Genomic DNA, 16,602 nt, shown 5'->3' with positions numbered 1-16,602 from the left:
TAGTTCATAAAAAATGAACTATTGAGGTGAATAGAATTTATCCTATATACATTTTAAAATATAATAATACATTTATAAAAATGAAATGTATTATTGAAAATATCAATTATACAAACAAACTTATATTTGCTAGTATTATGATAATTAATATGTTTTTTATAGAGGAGGAAATGATATCATGGAAAAACCCAAAGTATTTATTGCAATGAAAATACCTAAAGAAGTAGAAGCATATATCGGTGAATACTGTGAATATGAAATATGGCAGGCTGATAGAGATATAACTAAAGATGAATTAAAGCATAAACTTTCGGATAAAGATGGAGTGTTGCTTATGGGGATTAAAATCGATGAGGATTTGCTTAAATATGCTCCAAGGTTAAAGGTCGTAAGTAATTTTACAGTTGGATATAATAACTTTGATATAGAAGCAATGAAGAAGAGAAATGTCATTGGCACTAATGTACCAAATGTAATGAATAATAGTGTTGCAGACTTGGTTTTTGGATTAATTTTATCTGTTTCACGTAAAATAACTGAGCTGGATAAATACGTAAAAAATAATAAGTGGAAAAATAATATTGATAAAAATTTTTATGGGCTAGATGTTCATCAGTCAACTTTGGGAATCATAGGTATGGGGAGAATTGGAGAGGTTGTTGCTAAAAGAGCAAAATTGGGATTTGATATGAATGTTTTGTATCATAACAGGAATAGACGCTTGGATTTAGAAGAGACAATAGGAGTAGAATATTCAGATTTTAAAGATATTTTAAAGAAGTCTGATTTTATTGTGCTCTTAACTCCATTAACAGAAGAAACTTATCACTTAATAGATTTTGAAGAATTTAAATTGATGAAAAACACTGCTGTTTTTATAAATGTATCAAGAGGACAAACCGTAAATGAAGCAGCACTTATAGATGCTCTTAAAAGTAATAAAATATTTGGAGCAGGGTTAGATGTATATGAAAAAGAACCGATCAGTTTGGATAATGAATTAATTAACATGCCTAGTGTAGTGACACTTCCACACATTGGAACTGCTACTCAAAAAACGCAGTTTGATATGGCTATGGTTGCTGCTAAGAATCTTGTTGAAGCCGTATGTGGAAAGTCACCTGAGAATGTTGTGAAAGAATTAAGAGACTGTTGATAATTAACCGAAGAACTAAAGGAGAATAATATGAATGGTAACATTATACAAAAAAGAACTATAAAAAATTGGGATATTCGTTTATTATGTATTGCTCTTATACTTATTTTAATAGGAAGTATTGGTGCTTACTTTATTCAGACAGATGGGAATAAAATTGATGTTATTGGAATTAAGATACCTACTGAAAATGGTCAGTGGGTTAAAGTTGATTTATTTAAACCCAAAACAGCAACATCTAGTAATCCGGCTCCTATGGTAGTTGTAATACCAGGGTTCTCTCGAACTAAAGAAACTCAAATAAGTAATTCACTTGAACTAGCTCGTCGAGGAATAGTTACACTTGCAATTGACCCCTATAATCAAGGTGATTCAAGTACCACTTTAAGTAAAGACAGTGTTAGAGAAGAGGGATATGGTGCTATACCAATAATAAAATATATTACAGAAACTAATGTATTTAACTATGTTGATAAAGAAAGAATTGGTGTAACGGGGCATTCAGCGGGTGGAAATGCTGCCTTGCAGGTGGCAGCTTACTTTGGTGAAGAAGCAAATAGAGATAAAAAATCAAGTAAAATATCTTCTGCTTTTATTGTTGGTTATGATCTTAGTTTAACTAATAAGACGTTAAAGAATGTAGATTCTAATCTAGGATTAAGCTACGGTTATTATGATGAAGGCTCGTACAGAAATCAAAATCACAATGCTCACATGAAGAATTCACCAGAGGCGTTAGAAATGGTTAATAGTATTTTTAGTGAATCAGATAAAATCTCATCGGTTGAAACTGGTAAAATGTATGGCGATTCAGATAATAGAACATTAAGAGTGGTTTATAATGAAAAAATAGATCATATATTTCAGCCATACGATACTTCGGATGTTTCTGATATGCTAAAGTTTTTTACAACTAGCTTTCATATAAATAATACTCTTATGCCTACAAATCAAACATGGTTTATAAAAGAGATATTTAGCCTTATAGCACTTGTTGGTGCATTTTTGTTTATTGTTCCATTTGCAGGTATATTGCTGCGTACAAAAATATTCAGTTCACTTGTAGAGAATATTCCTAAACCAATTTCATATACCAAGAAAGAGAAGATAATTTTTGCAGGTACATTTATTGCTGCTATTTTAATTGCGTTTATTTCATATAATTCAATTCCAAAAATATCATATCTTCTGTTTAGAAATGCTAGTAAAGGAATAAATACTTTGTGGTTTCCAGAAGAGGCTAATAATCCTATTCTACTTTGGACTCTATTCAACGGGATTGTTGGATTAATTATTTTTGCTTTTACATATAAACTTCATTGGAAGAAAAATGAAATATGGAATATAAAAACAGATTTAAAGAAATTAGTAAAAACTATTGTATTAGCTATATGTATATTTAGTACATTTTACGGATTAGTAGAAATAACTTACAAATTTTTTCATACGGATTTTAGATTTGTATTAATAGCTGTAAGACCACTTAATACTACTATTTTATTAGTTTCACTTATGTATTTGCCATTTTTCTTTATCTTTTTCCTTTATAATTCAATCCGCGTAAACTATGCCAGTCGCTTTGGTGGACAAAAAGAGTGGATAAGTATACTTATATGTGCTTTGGAAAATTGTTTAGGATTACTTATGATTTTGATTATTCAGTATGTACATCTTGCAGCTACTGGAAAAGTATTTTGGACTACAAATTGGTTGTTTGTAGGTCAACTTTTTGGTTTTATACCATTAATGTTTATTATTCCGTATTTCAACCGTCATTTCTTTAGAAAAACAGGAAATCCGTATCTTGGGGCAATGGTAACTTGCCTAATATTAGTTATGGTTATGCTTAATAATAGTATTATTCATGTACCACTCTAAGTTATATGACAAGAACATTTTAAGACTTTATTGCAAAATCTGTATCTACAGATAAATCTGGATTAGCTTCAGAGGGACTTAATATTATTGAAAATATCGTTACTGTATTTGAAGAAAGTGTTTACTCTTAATATCAGATTTTTAACTGACTATAAAATTATTACAGGATGTGATTAAATATTATGAAAACAATTGAAAAAATGATTCAACAAAAAGCTTATGAGCTTGGATATGAAAAGTGTGGTATTATTCCTATTAGCTTAATGAAGGGATATATCGAAAAATTTGAGGAGCGTATGGAAAAAATTCCTCAATCAAGACCTTTTTACGAAATGCAACATCGTTTAATGGATATATTTGAAATATATCCATGGGCAAAGTCGGTTGTAGTAGTTACGGCTGTATATGGTAAATATAAGATCCCGGAAAAATTGAAGGGAAATATTGCTAAGGCTTATTTGGTTGATACACGTGTAGATAAAAATACAAAAGAATATCAGAATAACCGTGAATTGGATAAATATATGAAAGAGCTTGGTTTAAAAGTAGAAACTGACCAGAAATTTGGAGTGGTTGGAATGCGCTGGGCAGCTAAGGAAGCTGGAATTGGAATAATTAGAAGAAATAATTTTTTGTATACTGAATCGGGTTCGTGGGTTCATTTAGACGCTTGGGTTACAGATCAAGAAATGGAATTAAAGGAAACTAACAATGTTCCAGAGTGTCCTAAAGGATGCAGGCGATGCATTGAGAGCTGCCCAACTAAATCTCTTTCTGAACCATATACAATGCTGCCTAATACTTGCATTTCATTTCTAACTACATTTGGAGGCCGTAATCTTCATCAGGAACCATTAAGAAAAACTTTCGGAAATTGCATTTATGGATGTGATATTTGTCAAGATGTATGTCCTATGAATAAAGGAAAGTGGAAAGAATCTGAGGAATTTTTGGGTCTTGAAGAATTAGCTTCTCAATTGACTCCTGAAAATATTTTGAGTATGGAAGAAAGTTTTTATCGTGAGAATGTTCAACCTAAATTTTTCTATCTTTCACCAGATGAACTTTGGAAATGGAAGGTTAACGCACTGAATTATATGAGTAATAACTATAAGGAAGAGTATAAACCTTATATTATAAATGCTTGTAACAGTGAATATGAAAAAGTTCGCGAAATAGCATTGCTTATTTGTAAAGAACTAAAGAGGGGACTATAAAAAAGCATTATTCCATCTCCCATCTTACTCATTATTTCTAGAGTGTTTAGATCTTGATGAGAGAGTAATTTGTATAAAGTTTGATAAAGAAAGTTTTGAAAATGATAACGGAGAAATTCAAGAAGAAATTTGCAATAGGATAATACAATATGATCAGGTTTAGTATATATCTTGATTATTTAATATTTAATTAATCTAAAAAAATATCTATGTATATAGAGACTAAACCCAGGGTTAGAATACGTGTACAAAAATATCCTGAATTTAAGGATTGAGTATACGAACATGTCATCATGAGATGATAAAAGCTACGGCGAGTAATTTTATTAATTTAAATTGCAGATGTGTAAATTACATAATTAAAATATTAGTAATATCAGATTGAAGGACTTTATAATAAAATTAATTGTCCGCGCAGACGATTTGGGATTAACAGATGGAGTGAATAACGGTATATTCAAATTAATTAAAGATGAAATTGTTACAAGCACAGGCTATTTTATACATTTGAATGAATTATAATAATAGATAAATCATATACCTTGTTTTCAGATCGTATTTTTCATTACTAGGATATAGTGGCAGCATTAAGAAATAGATTTATGATAAGCACTGTAGACATTTTAGTGAAGAATATTATATGAAAGACTATGGGTCACAACCGCTAGTTGTTAATATTAATAAGGCCGCTAAGCTGTTATTAAAATGGGAATGAGTAAAGATAATCTAGCGTTTCAAGTAAATGCACGTGATGATTTTGCAATTATGATACCTGATTATACGTGGTATAATATTATAAATACTGGTAATAAGCCGCTTAAAGTATACTCTATATATGCACCACCCCAGCATCATCATGGAGTAGTTCATGTGACTAAACCAGCATCTGAATAAGTTTTAGTAAAAATCATAGGTAATTACTATAGTCTACCTGTATGTGAATTTATGGCATGGGGTAGGCTTTTTTTATCTGCAGGTATTTATTCCATGTGCTTTTAATCCAGATGCTATTTAACTATAGTTTGATTTTTTAAAGTTACATTTTTCCTGTTTCAATTGTTATAAGTGAAAGATAATGTTACATAGAGAAATGAATTATATTAACGTGAGTGGGGTACGTATAATACACTCTATCATTAAAGATAAGTTATGAGGTAAGAACATGTATATTCATTATGGATTATGAATAAAAGAAATTTATGTTACTATACTAAACTTAGAAGGAGTATTATAATAATTATAAGATAATGATTATCTGTAAAAGTTTGGTATTATATATTAAATTAAAGAACAGTATATAGTTACTTATCGCTAAAATTAAAGGAGGGAACTTATGAAAAAGAAATTAGGGATTACAATTATTCTATTAAGCATGGCAATAACCTGGATAACATGGTTATTTATTGAACCAACAAGAGAAATTTCAGCTATGACTGGATATTCACAATTATTAGCATCATTTTCTTTAATTGCATTTGCATTTATTAATTTTATTTCTACTAGACACAAGATTTTGGATAATTTATTTGATGGTTTAGATAGATCATATATTTATCACAAGTTATTAAGTATATCCGCACTTATTTTAGTTATTTGCCATAATATCACAATGGATATTGGAAAAAGAGCTGAAAGAGTAGCTGGTATAAAAAGAATAAAAGATCCTTACGCTATGTTTGGAACATTTAGTATGTATTTATTTATAGCTCTCATAATTATAGCAATTGTTGCAAAAAAACTAAATTATGAAAGATGGAAGACTATTCACAAATTTATGATTATCCCATATGCATTTGGAATTTATCATTATTATGGAAGTGCAACTTATGCTGTATTTTCAATCAAACCATATGCTATATGGATGGACATTATAAATTTAATAGGACTAATATCTGTAGCTTATAGTATATTCTTTTATGAAAAACTTTCCTTTAAATACAAATATAAAGTACAGAAGTTAGAGAGTGTAGCTAATGGAACTCTAGAGATAACGGGAGCTGCACTTGGAAATGATATGGAATTTAAGCCTGGTCAATTTGCTTTCTTAAAGATATTAGATAAGGATAATAAGTTTTTATCTCATCCATTTACCATAAGTCAGGCACCAAAAAAAGGATATATACAGTTCACAATTAAAGCGCTGGGAGATGATACTAAGGCATTATATGATAATCTTAAAGTAGGAAGTGAATTTTCAGTATCAGGGCCACACGGTAAGTTTGATTATAAAGCAGGAGCGAAAAATCAAATATGGATTGCAGGTGGAATAGGTGTAACACCGTTTAGAAGCTTTGCTCAGTCTAATATAGATGAGAATTTTTCAATAGACTTTTTCTATGCATATAATAATGAAGCAGAGGGAGCCTATACAGATGAATTGCAGGCTTTAAGTAAGGAAAACTTAAGAATACACCTATTTAACTCAAAGGAAAAAGGATTTTTATCAGTAGAAGAGATAAGTAATTTTATAAATATAAAAGATGACATAGATGTCTATTTTTGTGGACCTAAACCAATGAGAGAAAATCTAAAAAAGCAATTTAAAGACAGCAAGTTTAAGATTTTAAATTTTAATTATGAACATTTTCAATTTAAATAATAGCAAATAAAGCGATGTAGTTAATACATCGCTTTATTTGTTTTAAGATAAATAGACTCTTGTAATCTTTTGATTGTGCCTTAGTATAAGTACTATAAAAATTTCATAATACTATTTTGTAACAGTAATTTAGTTCTTGAATAATATAACTATATAGATTACTGTATATTTAGTTGTGTTAAAAGTAAATTAAGTAACTAAGTTATATTGACAATGCATAGACGATGTTCTATATTGAATATATAGACATATATCTATATAGGAAAGGTATGAATGAAGATGGATTATGAAGAAAATGCAAAAATTTTCAAAGCACTATGCGATCCAAGCAGATTAAAAATAATTGATATATTATCCTGTGGTGAAAGATGTGCATGTGATATTTTAGAATATTTTGATTTTACTCAACCAACCCTTTCACATCACATGAAAGTATTAAGTGAATGTGGTCTTGTAGAAGTTAGAAAAGAAGGGCTTTGGAATTATTACAGCTTAAATATTAACAATTGTAATAAGCTAACATTGTTTATGATGAATCTTGTGACAGAGACGAAAGATTGCATTTGTAAGAATAAATCAAATTGTACTTGTAAATAAGAATTAAATTATATTTATACTATAAAGGAGTTAATGAAAATGAAAAAAATGATAATATTTGATCCAGCAATGTGCTGTTCAACAGGTGTTTGTGGACCATCTGTAGATAAAGAATTATTGAGAGTTGCAACTGTCTTAAATACTTTAAAAAACAAAGGGATAGTAATTGAGAGATACAATTTAACTAGTAATCCACAGATATTTGTAAGTAATAAAATAATAAATAAAATTTTAAATACTAAGGGAGTCGAAGCTTTACCTATAATTATGGTTGATGGAGTTGTAGTTAAAGAGGGCAAGTATCCGACTAATGAGGAGTTCTGTAGTTTGCTTGGCATACCTTCAGATACTTTAAAGCTTAATATAAAGAAAGCTAGCATAAAGAAATCAACCAAAAGTTGTGGATGTAAGGATGGATGTTGCTAGAAAGAGGAGGAAAATTATGTTTAAAGCATTTGATATAAAAGAAGTAAACTTAACTAAGTATTTATTTTTTACCGGAAAAGGTGGGGTTGGTAAAACTTCAACAGCTTGCGCTGTAGCTTTAAATTTAGCAGATCAAGGGAAAAATATTATGCTTGTAAGTACTGATCCTGCTTCTAACCTTCAAGATGTATTTAATACGGAATTAAATAACAAAGGTGTTCAAATAAAAGAAGTTCCAAACTTAACTGTAGCAAATTTTGAACCAGATGTTGCTGCTGCTGAATATAGGGAAAGTGTAATAGCTCCATACAGGGGTAAATTACCGCAATCGGTTATAGATAACATGGAAGAGCAATTATCAGGTTCGTGTACTGTAGAGATTGCAGCTTTTAATGAATTTTCTGGGATGATAACTGATGAAAAAGCGTTTAATGAATATGATCATATCATTTTTGACACAGCACCAACAGGTCACACTTTGAGAATGTTACAATTACCTTCAGCTTGGAGCAATTTTATAAGTGAAAGTACTCATGGAGCATCATGTTTAGGCCAGCTTGCTGGACTTGAAGAAAAGAAAGAAGTATACAAAAAAGCAGTACAAACTTTAGCTGATAAGGATAAAACAATTCTTGTGCTCGTATCTCGTCCTGAAAATTCTCCATTAAAAGAAGCTGAAAGAGCTTCCAGTGAACTTCAAGAAATAGGAGTGAATAACCAAATATTAATTATTAATAGTGTACTTCAAAATCATGATGATGAACTTTCAACAGCTATTTATGAAAAACAACAAAAGGCTCTTCAAAATATGCCAGCTAAATTTAAAAATATAGAAACTTTTGAAATTCCTTTAAGACCTTATAATATAACTGGACTCGATAATGTAAGAGCTCTACTAAAAGAAGATCATATTAAAATTAGTGAAGATACGTTAAATACTATTGATATGCTAAAACTTAAAAATGTCATAGAAGATCTTTATAATAGCAACAAAAAGGTTATATTTACAATGGGTAAAGGGGGAGTTGGTAAAACAACTATTGCTTCAGCTATAGCATTAGGCTTAGCTAAAAGAGGTAAGAAAGTTCACTTAACAACTACTGATCCAGCAGCTCATTTAAAATTTGTGATAGATGAAAGTTATGGAATTTCTTTAAGCAATATTGATGAAAAAGAAGAACTTGAGAAGTACAGACAAGAAGTATTAGCCAAGGCAAGAGAGAACAATATGAGTGATGAAGATATTGAGTATATTGAAGAAGATTTAAGGTCACCTTGTACTCAGGAAATAGCAGTATTTAGAGCATTTGCTGAAATTGTTGAAAAGTCAGAAAATGAGGTTGTGGTGATAGATACAGCACCAACAGGGCATACTTTATTACTTTTAGATTCAACAGAAAGTTATAATAAAGAAATCTCTAGATCAGAAGGAGATATACCAGAATCAGTTATAAAGTTATTGCCTAGATTAAGAAATGAAAAAGAAACAGAAGTAGTTATAGTAACTTTAGCTGAGACTACTCCAGTTTATGAAGCTATGAGACTTAAAAATGATTTAGATAGAGCGAAAATTCATAGCAAATGGTGGGTAATAAACTCAAGTCTTTATGCGACCAATACGACTAATGAAATTCTAAAGGCAAAAGCAAACAATGAAATTCAATGGATAAATAAAGTTGATGAAATTTCAAATGGAAACTTTGCAGTTATTGAATGGAGAGCAGAAGATATAAAAGAAAATAATTTGATTAATTTAATTAAATAAACTTTTCAAGGAGAGATAAAAAATATGAAAACAAAAGTAGCATTTATATGTGTACACAATTCATGCAGGTCACAAATGGCAGAAGCACTAGGAAAACTTTATGAAAGTTCAGTATTTGAAAGTTATTCAGCGGGAACAGAAACAAAACCTCAAATAAATCAAGATGCAGTAAGAATTATAAAGGATTTATATAATATTGACATGAATGAAACACAAAAATCTAAACTTTTAAGTGACATTCCAGAGGTAGATATTGTAGTAACAATGGGGTGTAATGTTCAGTGCCCATTTTTACCATCTAAGCATAGAGAAGACTGGGGATTGGATGATCCAACTGGTAAAAGTGATGAAGAATTTATACTAACAGCTAAAAAGATAGAGGAAAAAATAAAAGATTTAGCAAAGAGAATTAAAGATAATGAGATTAATTTAGATTAATAAAGTAAATTAGGGGGAGATTTAAAATTGACTAATAAATCATCGAGACTGTCATTTTTAGACAGATACTTAACGCTGTGGATATTTGCAGCAATGGCACTAGGAATAATACTCGGATGGGGAGTGCCATCATTATCAGAGGGACTCGCAAGTCTATCTGTTGGAACGACATCAATACCTATAGCTATAGGACTTATTGTTATGATGTATCCACCACTTGCAAAAGTAAATTACAAGGAACTTGGAAAAGTATTTAAAAATCCAAAAGTTCTTGGATTGTCATTAGTACAAAATTGGTTTATAGGGCCAGTTTTAATGTTTATTCTAGCATTTGTATTTTTAAAATCAGATTCAGAATTAATGACTGGACTTATTCTTATTGGTCTTGCTAGATGTATAGCTATGGTAATTCTTTGGAACAGCTTAGCAGATGGAGATAGTGAATATGCAGCAGCATTAGTAGCATTTAATTCTATATTTCAAGTAGTATTTTATTCGGTATTTGCTTATTTCTTTATTACTGTGTTACCACCTGTGTTTGGACTTACAGGATATGAAGTTCATATTTCTATGGGACAAGTAGCAACATCTGTTGCAATTTATCTAGGTATACCATTCTTGCTTGGAATGCTTACTAGGCTAATATTAGAACCTATGAAGGGAACAGAATGGTACGTAAAAAAATTTGTTCCTAAGATTAGTCCATTAGCTTTAATAGCTTTATTATTTACAATAGTAGTAATGTTCATGTTTAAGGGCAAATATATTGTAGAGTTACCTATGGATGTTATTAAAGTAGCAATACCTCTTGTAATATATTTTATAGTAATGTTTTCTATATCATTCTATATAAGTTACAAATTAGGTATAAATTATCACCAAACTACTACGTTATCATTTACAGCTGCAAGTAATAACTTTGAACTCGCAATAGCTGTTGCAGTAGCAGTATTTGGGATTCAATCAAGAGTAGCATTTGCTGCAGTAATAGGACCGCTAATTGAAGTGCCAGTAATGATTGGACTTGTAAATGTAGCATTACACTGGGGAAGAAAGTATTTTTCATATTCTAAGGAAGAAAATGCATAAAGTATAAAATTTTATATTTAATTTAGTTTTTAATTAAATTAACTTCATAAAGATATAAAAAGTCATATTCAAAATATATAATCTTATTTTTAAATTAATTTAAACATATAGAAATTAATAATTTAAAAGGAGATTGAAAATATGAAGTATTATTTTATGACTTATAGTGCAGAAGTTAAACTTAGTGGTAATAGAATTTATTGGAGCAAAGCTATAAATATTGATCCTATAGATTATTTTATAAAAGTAAAAGAAGAAGAGGAAATAAAACAACCAATTAATCATTATAAAAATTTTGTATTAAACTTTTTTACTGAAATAACTGAAGAACAATATTTAAAATTGAATAGATAACTTGGATATGAATTTAAAATATTTATAACTATAATAATATTGGTGAAAGCATCTATCATGAAAAAGGATAGATGTTTTTTTACTTTGTTTTGTGCATAATTATGCAAAAATGATAAAAATAGATTGTTTACAATATGTGCTAAAAACAGTATTGTTAAATAAAAATACGAAATACATTTAAAAGTATTGAATAAATATTCTATTTATTGCATAATTATTATGAGGAGAAAGTTGAAAAAATTAAGTGGTTGAGTTATAAGATATTTCTTTTTTATAGCTAGCTATAATTCCGCTTAGTTCTAGTAAAATAATCGCCATTTTAATAAATAAGAAAGGTTCTGATATTAATGGAGAATAAATTAAATAGTACAAAAGAATTTCTTGAAGAGGCAAATAAATCAATTTTATTTACTACAAAACGTCCAGATATTGTAATGGAACGTGGAGAAGGTGTTTATTTATGGAATACGGAAGGAAAATCCTATCTTGATTTTATGGGGGGATGGGCAGTAACGGCATTAGGACATTGCCCAAAGGTTCTTACAGAAGCATTAATTAATCAAAGTAAAATACTAATCAATGCTAGTCCTTCATACTATAATAAGCCAATGATCGAATTTTCAAAACTTCTTACTGATAATTCTTGTTTTGATAGAGTATTTTTTACTAACAGTGGATCTGAGGCAAATGAAGGGGCAATAAAATTAGCAAGAAAATATGGAGCAAAATTTCTTAATGGTGCCTATGAGATAATAACTGCTGTTAACAGTTTTCATGGAAGAACTCTTGCCACAATGTCTGCCACTGGTAAAAAGATTTGGGAGGATTTATATGAACCTAAGGTACCAGGTTTTAAGCATGTACCATTAAATGATTTGGAAGCTATAAAAACAGCTATAACTCCAAATACATGTGCAATCATGTTTGAACCTATACAAGGTGAAGGTGGAGTTAATGAACTTGATAAAAATTACATTAAGGCTTTGAGTAATATATGTAAAGAACATAAAATTTTATTAATCTTTGATGAAGTACAAACTGGACTTGGCAGAACGGGCAGTCTGTTTGCTTATGAGCATTATGGAATTGAGCCAGATATAATGACTTTGGCAAAAGGAATAGGTGGGGGATATCCTTTATCCGCTTTATTAGTTAAAGAAGAATTTAATATATTTGAGCCAGGTGATCAAGGAGGAACATATTCAGCTCAACCGCTTGGGATGGCTGCTGGACTAGCTGTAGTCGGGGAAATTATAAACAAAAATTTAGCACACAATGCTAACATACAGGGAGAGTATATAATAAAAAGATTAAATAAAATAAAAGATAAATATAAATTAACTAATATAAGAGGAAAGGGCTTACTTTTAGCCTTTGATATTCCAGAAGATAAGGGAAGTGAAATTGTTGAAGAATGTTTAAATGCAGGGCTCTTAATAAATTCACCAAGACCATCAATAATTCGCTTAATGCCTCCTTTAATAATAACTGAAAATGATACTGATAAGATGCTTAATATTCTTTGTAGCGTATTAGATAAAGTATTAGTGCAATAAGTATAATTTAAAAAATACAATTAAAGAATTTATTAACCAATAGAGATGTATTAAAAAATATGCTAAACAAGAAAAAATAAGACTTAAAAATATTTAAACTAATAATAGATAATCAAGTTAAAATTTTACTTTGATTATCTATTATTAATTTTGTTTATGAATTTATAATTAGTTGATTCCAACTGTTTTGCTTCTACGTTCCATTAAAACAGTATCGTGCCAGATACCATTATCCATCTTAGCAACTTTTTCTCTTATGCCTATTTCTCTAAAACCGCATTTTTTATGCAGCTCTATGCTAGAAGTATTTTCTCTAATTATTCCAGATTGTAAAGTCCAAAAATTATTTTCTTCTGAGAGTTTAATTAAATTAGTTAGTAGAGCTTTACCTATTCCAAGTCCTCTGTAATTTTTACCAATGTAAATACTAACTTCAGCTACACCAGAATAAACAGCTCTGCTTGAAGTAGCACTTAAAGCAGTAAAGCCAAGGACTTTTTTATCTGATTTAGCAACTAATCTACAAGATTTAATATGTCCGCTATTCCACTCATCATAAGTTGGGATAGAGTTTTGAAAGGTGGCTATACCTGTATTGATTCCTTCAAGATATATTTTTGAAACTTCTTCCCAATCAGATTCTTTCATTTCTTCAATTGTATAATTCATAATGACTTTCTCCTTTATAAAAATAATTAAATTTTTTCTCCATATGCGACGAAAATGCTAATGCTAGCTTTCTCACATCCACATTTTGAATCAGTACAACAGTTGCTTCCTACACAATTTACAGTTACATTCTTAAGCCCGGCATCTTCAAACCACTTTATAATATTATTTCTATCAAACCCCATCCAAACATCATATTGCTCAGTTTTCAAAAATTCGAAGTTATGCTTATCTAAGTCGGTAATTACAAGTTTTCCTCCAGATTTTAAGATTCTTTGCATTTCTTTTATTACTAAACTTGGATTTTCAACATGATGCAAAAACATATTTGCAAACACATAATCTACTGAGTTATCTTCAATAGGTAATTCTTCACCGACTCCTTGAATGCATTTAAGATCTTTGTAATTTGAAAACTTGGTTTTTAATAAATTAAGCATTTCTTCTGATTGGTCAACAGCAATAACTTTAACATTTTTATTTATTAAACCTTCTGTTATAAATCCAGTACCAGCTCCTATATCTGCAGCTACTTTTCTTTCTTGAACGTCAGCAGTTTTATAGGCTACCAATCTTACTTCATCCGAAAAAAAGTCATTTCTCATATTGTCCCAATTAGATGCTACTTCATCAAAATATTCTTTACTTTCTTTCATTATTAACCCTCCAATATTTTTATTAGGAAAGAGTTCTTATAAGTAAAAATAAAAATGCGTAAATTGAACGTCTTCTCTGGTTTATTTATTTTCATTATTATTTAAATCTTTATTGCAGCAGTTAGATGTATTTTCATTTTTTGTTAGTGCTTCAATAATAATATTTAATCCATTAAAAACAGTTAACTGATCTTCTAAAGAGATTTGATTAAAGATATTTTTAAATTTGTCATCCATTTTGTTTTCAATATCTTTGAATAGTTTTAATCCTTTTTCTGTTAATTTAATATCTACACTTCGTCTATCTGTTTCTGATGGAGTTCTAAATACAAATTCTTTTTTTACAAGACTGTCTACAGTCCTACTCATAGTACTAATGTCTAGATCAATTAAGTTAGCCAAATCTTTTAATGAAATATTTTCAGCACGTCCTATCTCAACTAATGCATGACATTGAGCTAAAGTAACTTCTAAACAGCAACTATCTTGTTTATTTAATAATCCCAGTTTTCGCTCTAGTATTCTTATTAATTCTCTAAAATTTTTACTATCTGCAGCATTCAAAAATATCACTCCTTAGGAAAATAATAGCATAATTAATTGCAAGATACAACTATTGTACTTGGAAAGTAATTTCAAAATTATATTAGATAAGTTATAAAATAGTAGTGATATGATTAAATCCGCTTAAGAAATCCAATCACTAAAAATAATATAAAGAGATATTTAATCATAAAGAAAATTAACCAATAGTTAATTTTTGTGAATAAAAAATGAAAATACTTCAATTGTTAAAATTATGTAGCTTTGATATGATTTAATTAACGAAGGCCGAAGTTAATTAAATGTATAGATAAGCGAAGGAGTTCATTTTATGAGAATAGGTGAAGTTATTAGAAAATGTAGAAAAGAAGAAAATCTTACTCAAGAGCAAGTTGCTAATTATTTAAATATTAGTGCACCAGCAGTTAATAAGTGGGAAAATGAAATATCATATCCAGATATAACGCTTCTATCACCTCTTGCACGCATTTTAAAAATTGATGTCAATACTTTATTAGCATTCAATGAGGAGTTAACAGTTACAGAAGTAAATAAACTTGGAAGAGATGTTAGCGAAATGGTATCAAAAGATGGATACCAAAAGGCTTTTGAGAGAGGAAGTGATTTAATTAAGCAATATTCAAATTGTGATGAGTTAATATTAAGAATATCATCAATATTAAGATTATTTTTAGTTACATCATATGTAGAGGAAAAAGACAAATATGAAGGAAAAATTATTGCTTGGATGGAATTAGTAGCAGCAGGCAGCAATGAAAAAGCAGCATCTATGGCCAAAATATCATTGGCTGCAATATATAGAGATAGAAAAGAGTATGAAAAGGCTCAAGAAATATTAGATAAAATCCCGGAGTTTGAGTTAGACGTAGAGAAAAAAATACAACAGGTACTAATACTTGAAAGCAGTGAAAAAATTGAGGAAGCCTATGGAGTCTGTGAGGACATATTATTTAAGGATGCGCTAGAAACAACAGGAGCTTTATTTTTAATAATAAGGATGTTAGTAAAAGAAAATAAATTTAGTGAAGCAGAAGAATATACAGAGCGCGCTAAAAAGTTGGTTGAAGCATTTGATTTAGGTGAATACCAAAAATATAGCTTTGATTTATATTTAGCCAAGGAAAGCCAGAATAAAGAAAAAACTATAGAGTTGATTATAAATATGGTAAATACAGCAGACAGCATGGATCATTTAAAGTCAAGGTTATATAGGCATAGAAAGTGGAAGTCTCTTAAGGGTTGGGGCAAAGATAAATATGAAAGTTTAGCTAAAATGAGAATTAAAAAAGATAAAACTCTTGATTTTGTAAAAAATGATCCTAGAATAAAGTTTTTATTGGAATGACAGTAAATGGTTAATCATAAAGATATCATCAATACATAAAAATGAAGTGAAAAAACTAATATATAATAATTATGTAAACTGAATAATAAATAGAGATAAACTAATCAGTTATAATGAATTAATAAAAATAAATAATAAATTGTAAAATTACATTATTCAAGAGATTTAATCTGCAATTTTTTTATACTTTATACTGGAGGAAGATGGCAGTTAATATAAATAATATTTTGCCATATTACTGTCACAAATCTCAAGTATTATATAAATATAAAGTAGTTAAACATTATTTATCC

At 29.2% G+C, this 16,602-nt stretch carries 15 protein-coding genes and 1 pseudogene; 13 read left to right on the top strand and 3 right to left on the bottom strand.

Going from position 1 to position 16,602, the window contains the following annotated elements; translation table 11 throughout:
• The first annotated feature begins 178 nt into the window (after positions 1-178).
• From CLOBL_RS16735 to CLOBL_RS16680, 12 genes and pseudogenes are all read left to right on the top strand, one after another.
• Positions 179-1,156, top strand: coding sequence for a D-glycerate dehydrogenase (locus CLOBL_RS16735; protein ID WP_077860084.1), 978 nt, complete (start codon positions 179-181; stop codon positions 1,154-1,156).
• Between the two features lie 30 nt (positions 1,157-1,186).
• Positions 1,187-3,034 carry a hypothetical protein gene (locus CLOBL_RS16730; protein WP_077860083.1) on the top strand — a complete coding sequence of 616 codons (1,848 nt, stop codon included), beginning with the start codon at positions 1,187-1,189 and terminating at the stop codon, positions 3,032-3,034.
• A gap of 182 nt (positions 3,035-3,216) precedes the next feature.
• On the top strand, positions 3,217-4,251 hold the full coding sequence (locus tag CLOBL_RS16725) for an epoxyqueuosine reductase (protein WP_077860082.1): 1,035 nt from the start codon (positions 3,217-3,219) through the stop codon (positions 4,249-4,251).
• A 640-nt stretch (positions 4,252-4,891) separates the two neighbouring features.
• Positions 4,892-5,145, top strand: a pseudogene (locus CLOBL_RS16720) (cupin domain-containing protein); the annotation flags it as partial.
• Positions 5,146-5,584: 439 nt separating this feature from the next.
• Entirely contained in the window at positions 5,585-6,850 is a 1,266-nt protein-coding gene (locus CLOBL_RS16715; protein WP_077860081.1) for a ferric reductase-like transmembrane domain-containing protein, read from the top strand.
• A 273-nt stretch (positions 6,851-7,123) separates the two neighbouring features.
• Complete coding sequence (locus tag CLOBL_RS16710) at positions 7,124-7,447, top strand: metalloregulator ArsR/SmtB family transcription factor (protein ID WP_009169376.1); 324 nt, start codon at positions 7,124-7,126, stop codon at positions 7,445-7,447.
• A gap of 39 nt (positions 7,448-7,486) precedes the next feature.
• On the top strand, positions 7,487-7,873 hold the full coding sequence (gene arsD, locus CLOBL_RS16705) for an arsenite efflux transporter metallochaperone ArsD (RefSeq protein ID WP_077860080.1): 387 nt from the start codon (positions 7,487-7,489) through the stop codon (positions 7,871-7,873).
• Positions 7,874-7,889: 16 nt separating this feature from the next.
• Positions 7,890-9,638 carry an arsenical pump-driving ATPase gene (gene arsA / locus CLOBL_RS16700; RefSeq protein ID WP_077860079.1) on the top strand — a complete coding sequence of 583 codons (1,749 nt, stop codon included), beginning with the start codon at positions 7,890-7,892 and terminating at the stop codon, positions 9,636-9,638.
• Positions 9,639-9,662: 24 nt separating this feature from the next.
• Entirely contained in the window at positions 9,663-10,076 is a 414-nt protein-coding gene (locus CLOBL_RS16695; protein ID WP_077860078.1) for an arsenate reductase ArsC, read from the top strand.
• A 27-nt stretch (positions 10,077-10,103) separates the two neighbouring features.
• Entirely contained in the window at positions 10,104-11,165 is a 1,062-nt protein-coding gene (arsB, locus tag CLOBL_RS16690; RefSeq protein WP_077860077.1) for an ACR3 family arsenite efflux transporter, read from the top strand.
• Positions 11,166-11,306: 141 nt separating this feature from the next.
• The gene (locus CLOBL_RS16685; RefSeq protein WP_077860076.1) at positions 11,307-11,519 is read left to right on the top strand and encodes a hypothetical protein; all 213 of its coding nucleotides are present in this window, start codon (positions 11,307-11,309) and stop codon (positions 11,517-11,519) included.
• A 347-nt stretch (positions 11,520-11,866) separates the two neighbouring features.
• Entirely contained in the window at positions 11,867-13,075 is a 1,209-nt protein-coding gene (locus CLOBL_RS16680) for an acetylornithine/succinylornithine family transaminase (protein WP_077860075.1), read from the top strand.
• Positions 13,076-13,243: 168 nt separating this feature from the next.
• Here CLOBL_RS16680 and CLOBL_RS16675 read toward each other — a convergent pair whose 3' ends face one another.
• The 3 genes from CLOBL_RS16675 to CLOBL_RS16665 all read right to left on the bottom strand — a co-directional run bounded on the left by CLOBL_RS16675 (position 13,244) and on the right by CLOBL_RS16665 (position 14,964).
• Positions 13,244-13,744, bottom strand: coding sequence for a GNAT family N-acetyltransferase (locus CLOBL_RS16675; RefSeq protein ID WP_077860074.1), 501 nt, complete (start codon positions 13,742-13,744; stop codon positions 13,244-13,246).
• 26 nt (positions 13,745-13,770) lie between these two features.
• Positions 13,771-14,400: a class I SAM-dependent methyltransferase gene (locus CLOBL_RS16670; protein ID WP_077860073.1), complete on the bottom strand. Its 630-nt coding sequence runs from the start codon at positions 14,398-14,400 to the stop codon at positions 13,771-13,773.
• Between the two features lie 81 nt (positions 14,401-14,481).
• Positions 14,482-14,964 carry a MarR family transcriptional regulator gene (locus CLOBL_RS16665; protein ID WP_077860072.1) on the bottom strand — a complete coding sequence of 161 codons (483 nt, stop codon included), beginning with the start codon at positions 14,962-14,964 and terminating at the stop codon, positions 14,482-14,484.
• Positions 14,965-15,274: 310 nt separating this feature from the next.
• On the opposite strand from CLOBL_RS16665, the gene CLOBL_RS16660 reads away from it, so the two are divergent.
• Entirely contained in the window at positions 15,275-16,309 is a 1,035-nt protein-coding gene (locus tag CLOBL_RS16660) for a helix-turn-helix transcriptional regulator (protein ID WP_077860071.1), read from the top strand.
• Positions 16,310-16,602 lie beyond the last annotated feature (293 nt).

It is taken from the genome of Clostridium sp. BL-8 (genome assembly GCF_002006495.1).
Lineage (GTDB): Bacteria > Bacillota > Clostridia > Clostridiales > Clostridiaceae > Clostridium.
Note: the sequence above shows the minus strand (reverse complement) of the source record. Positions and strands in the feature narration are given on the sequence as shown.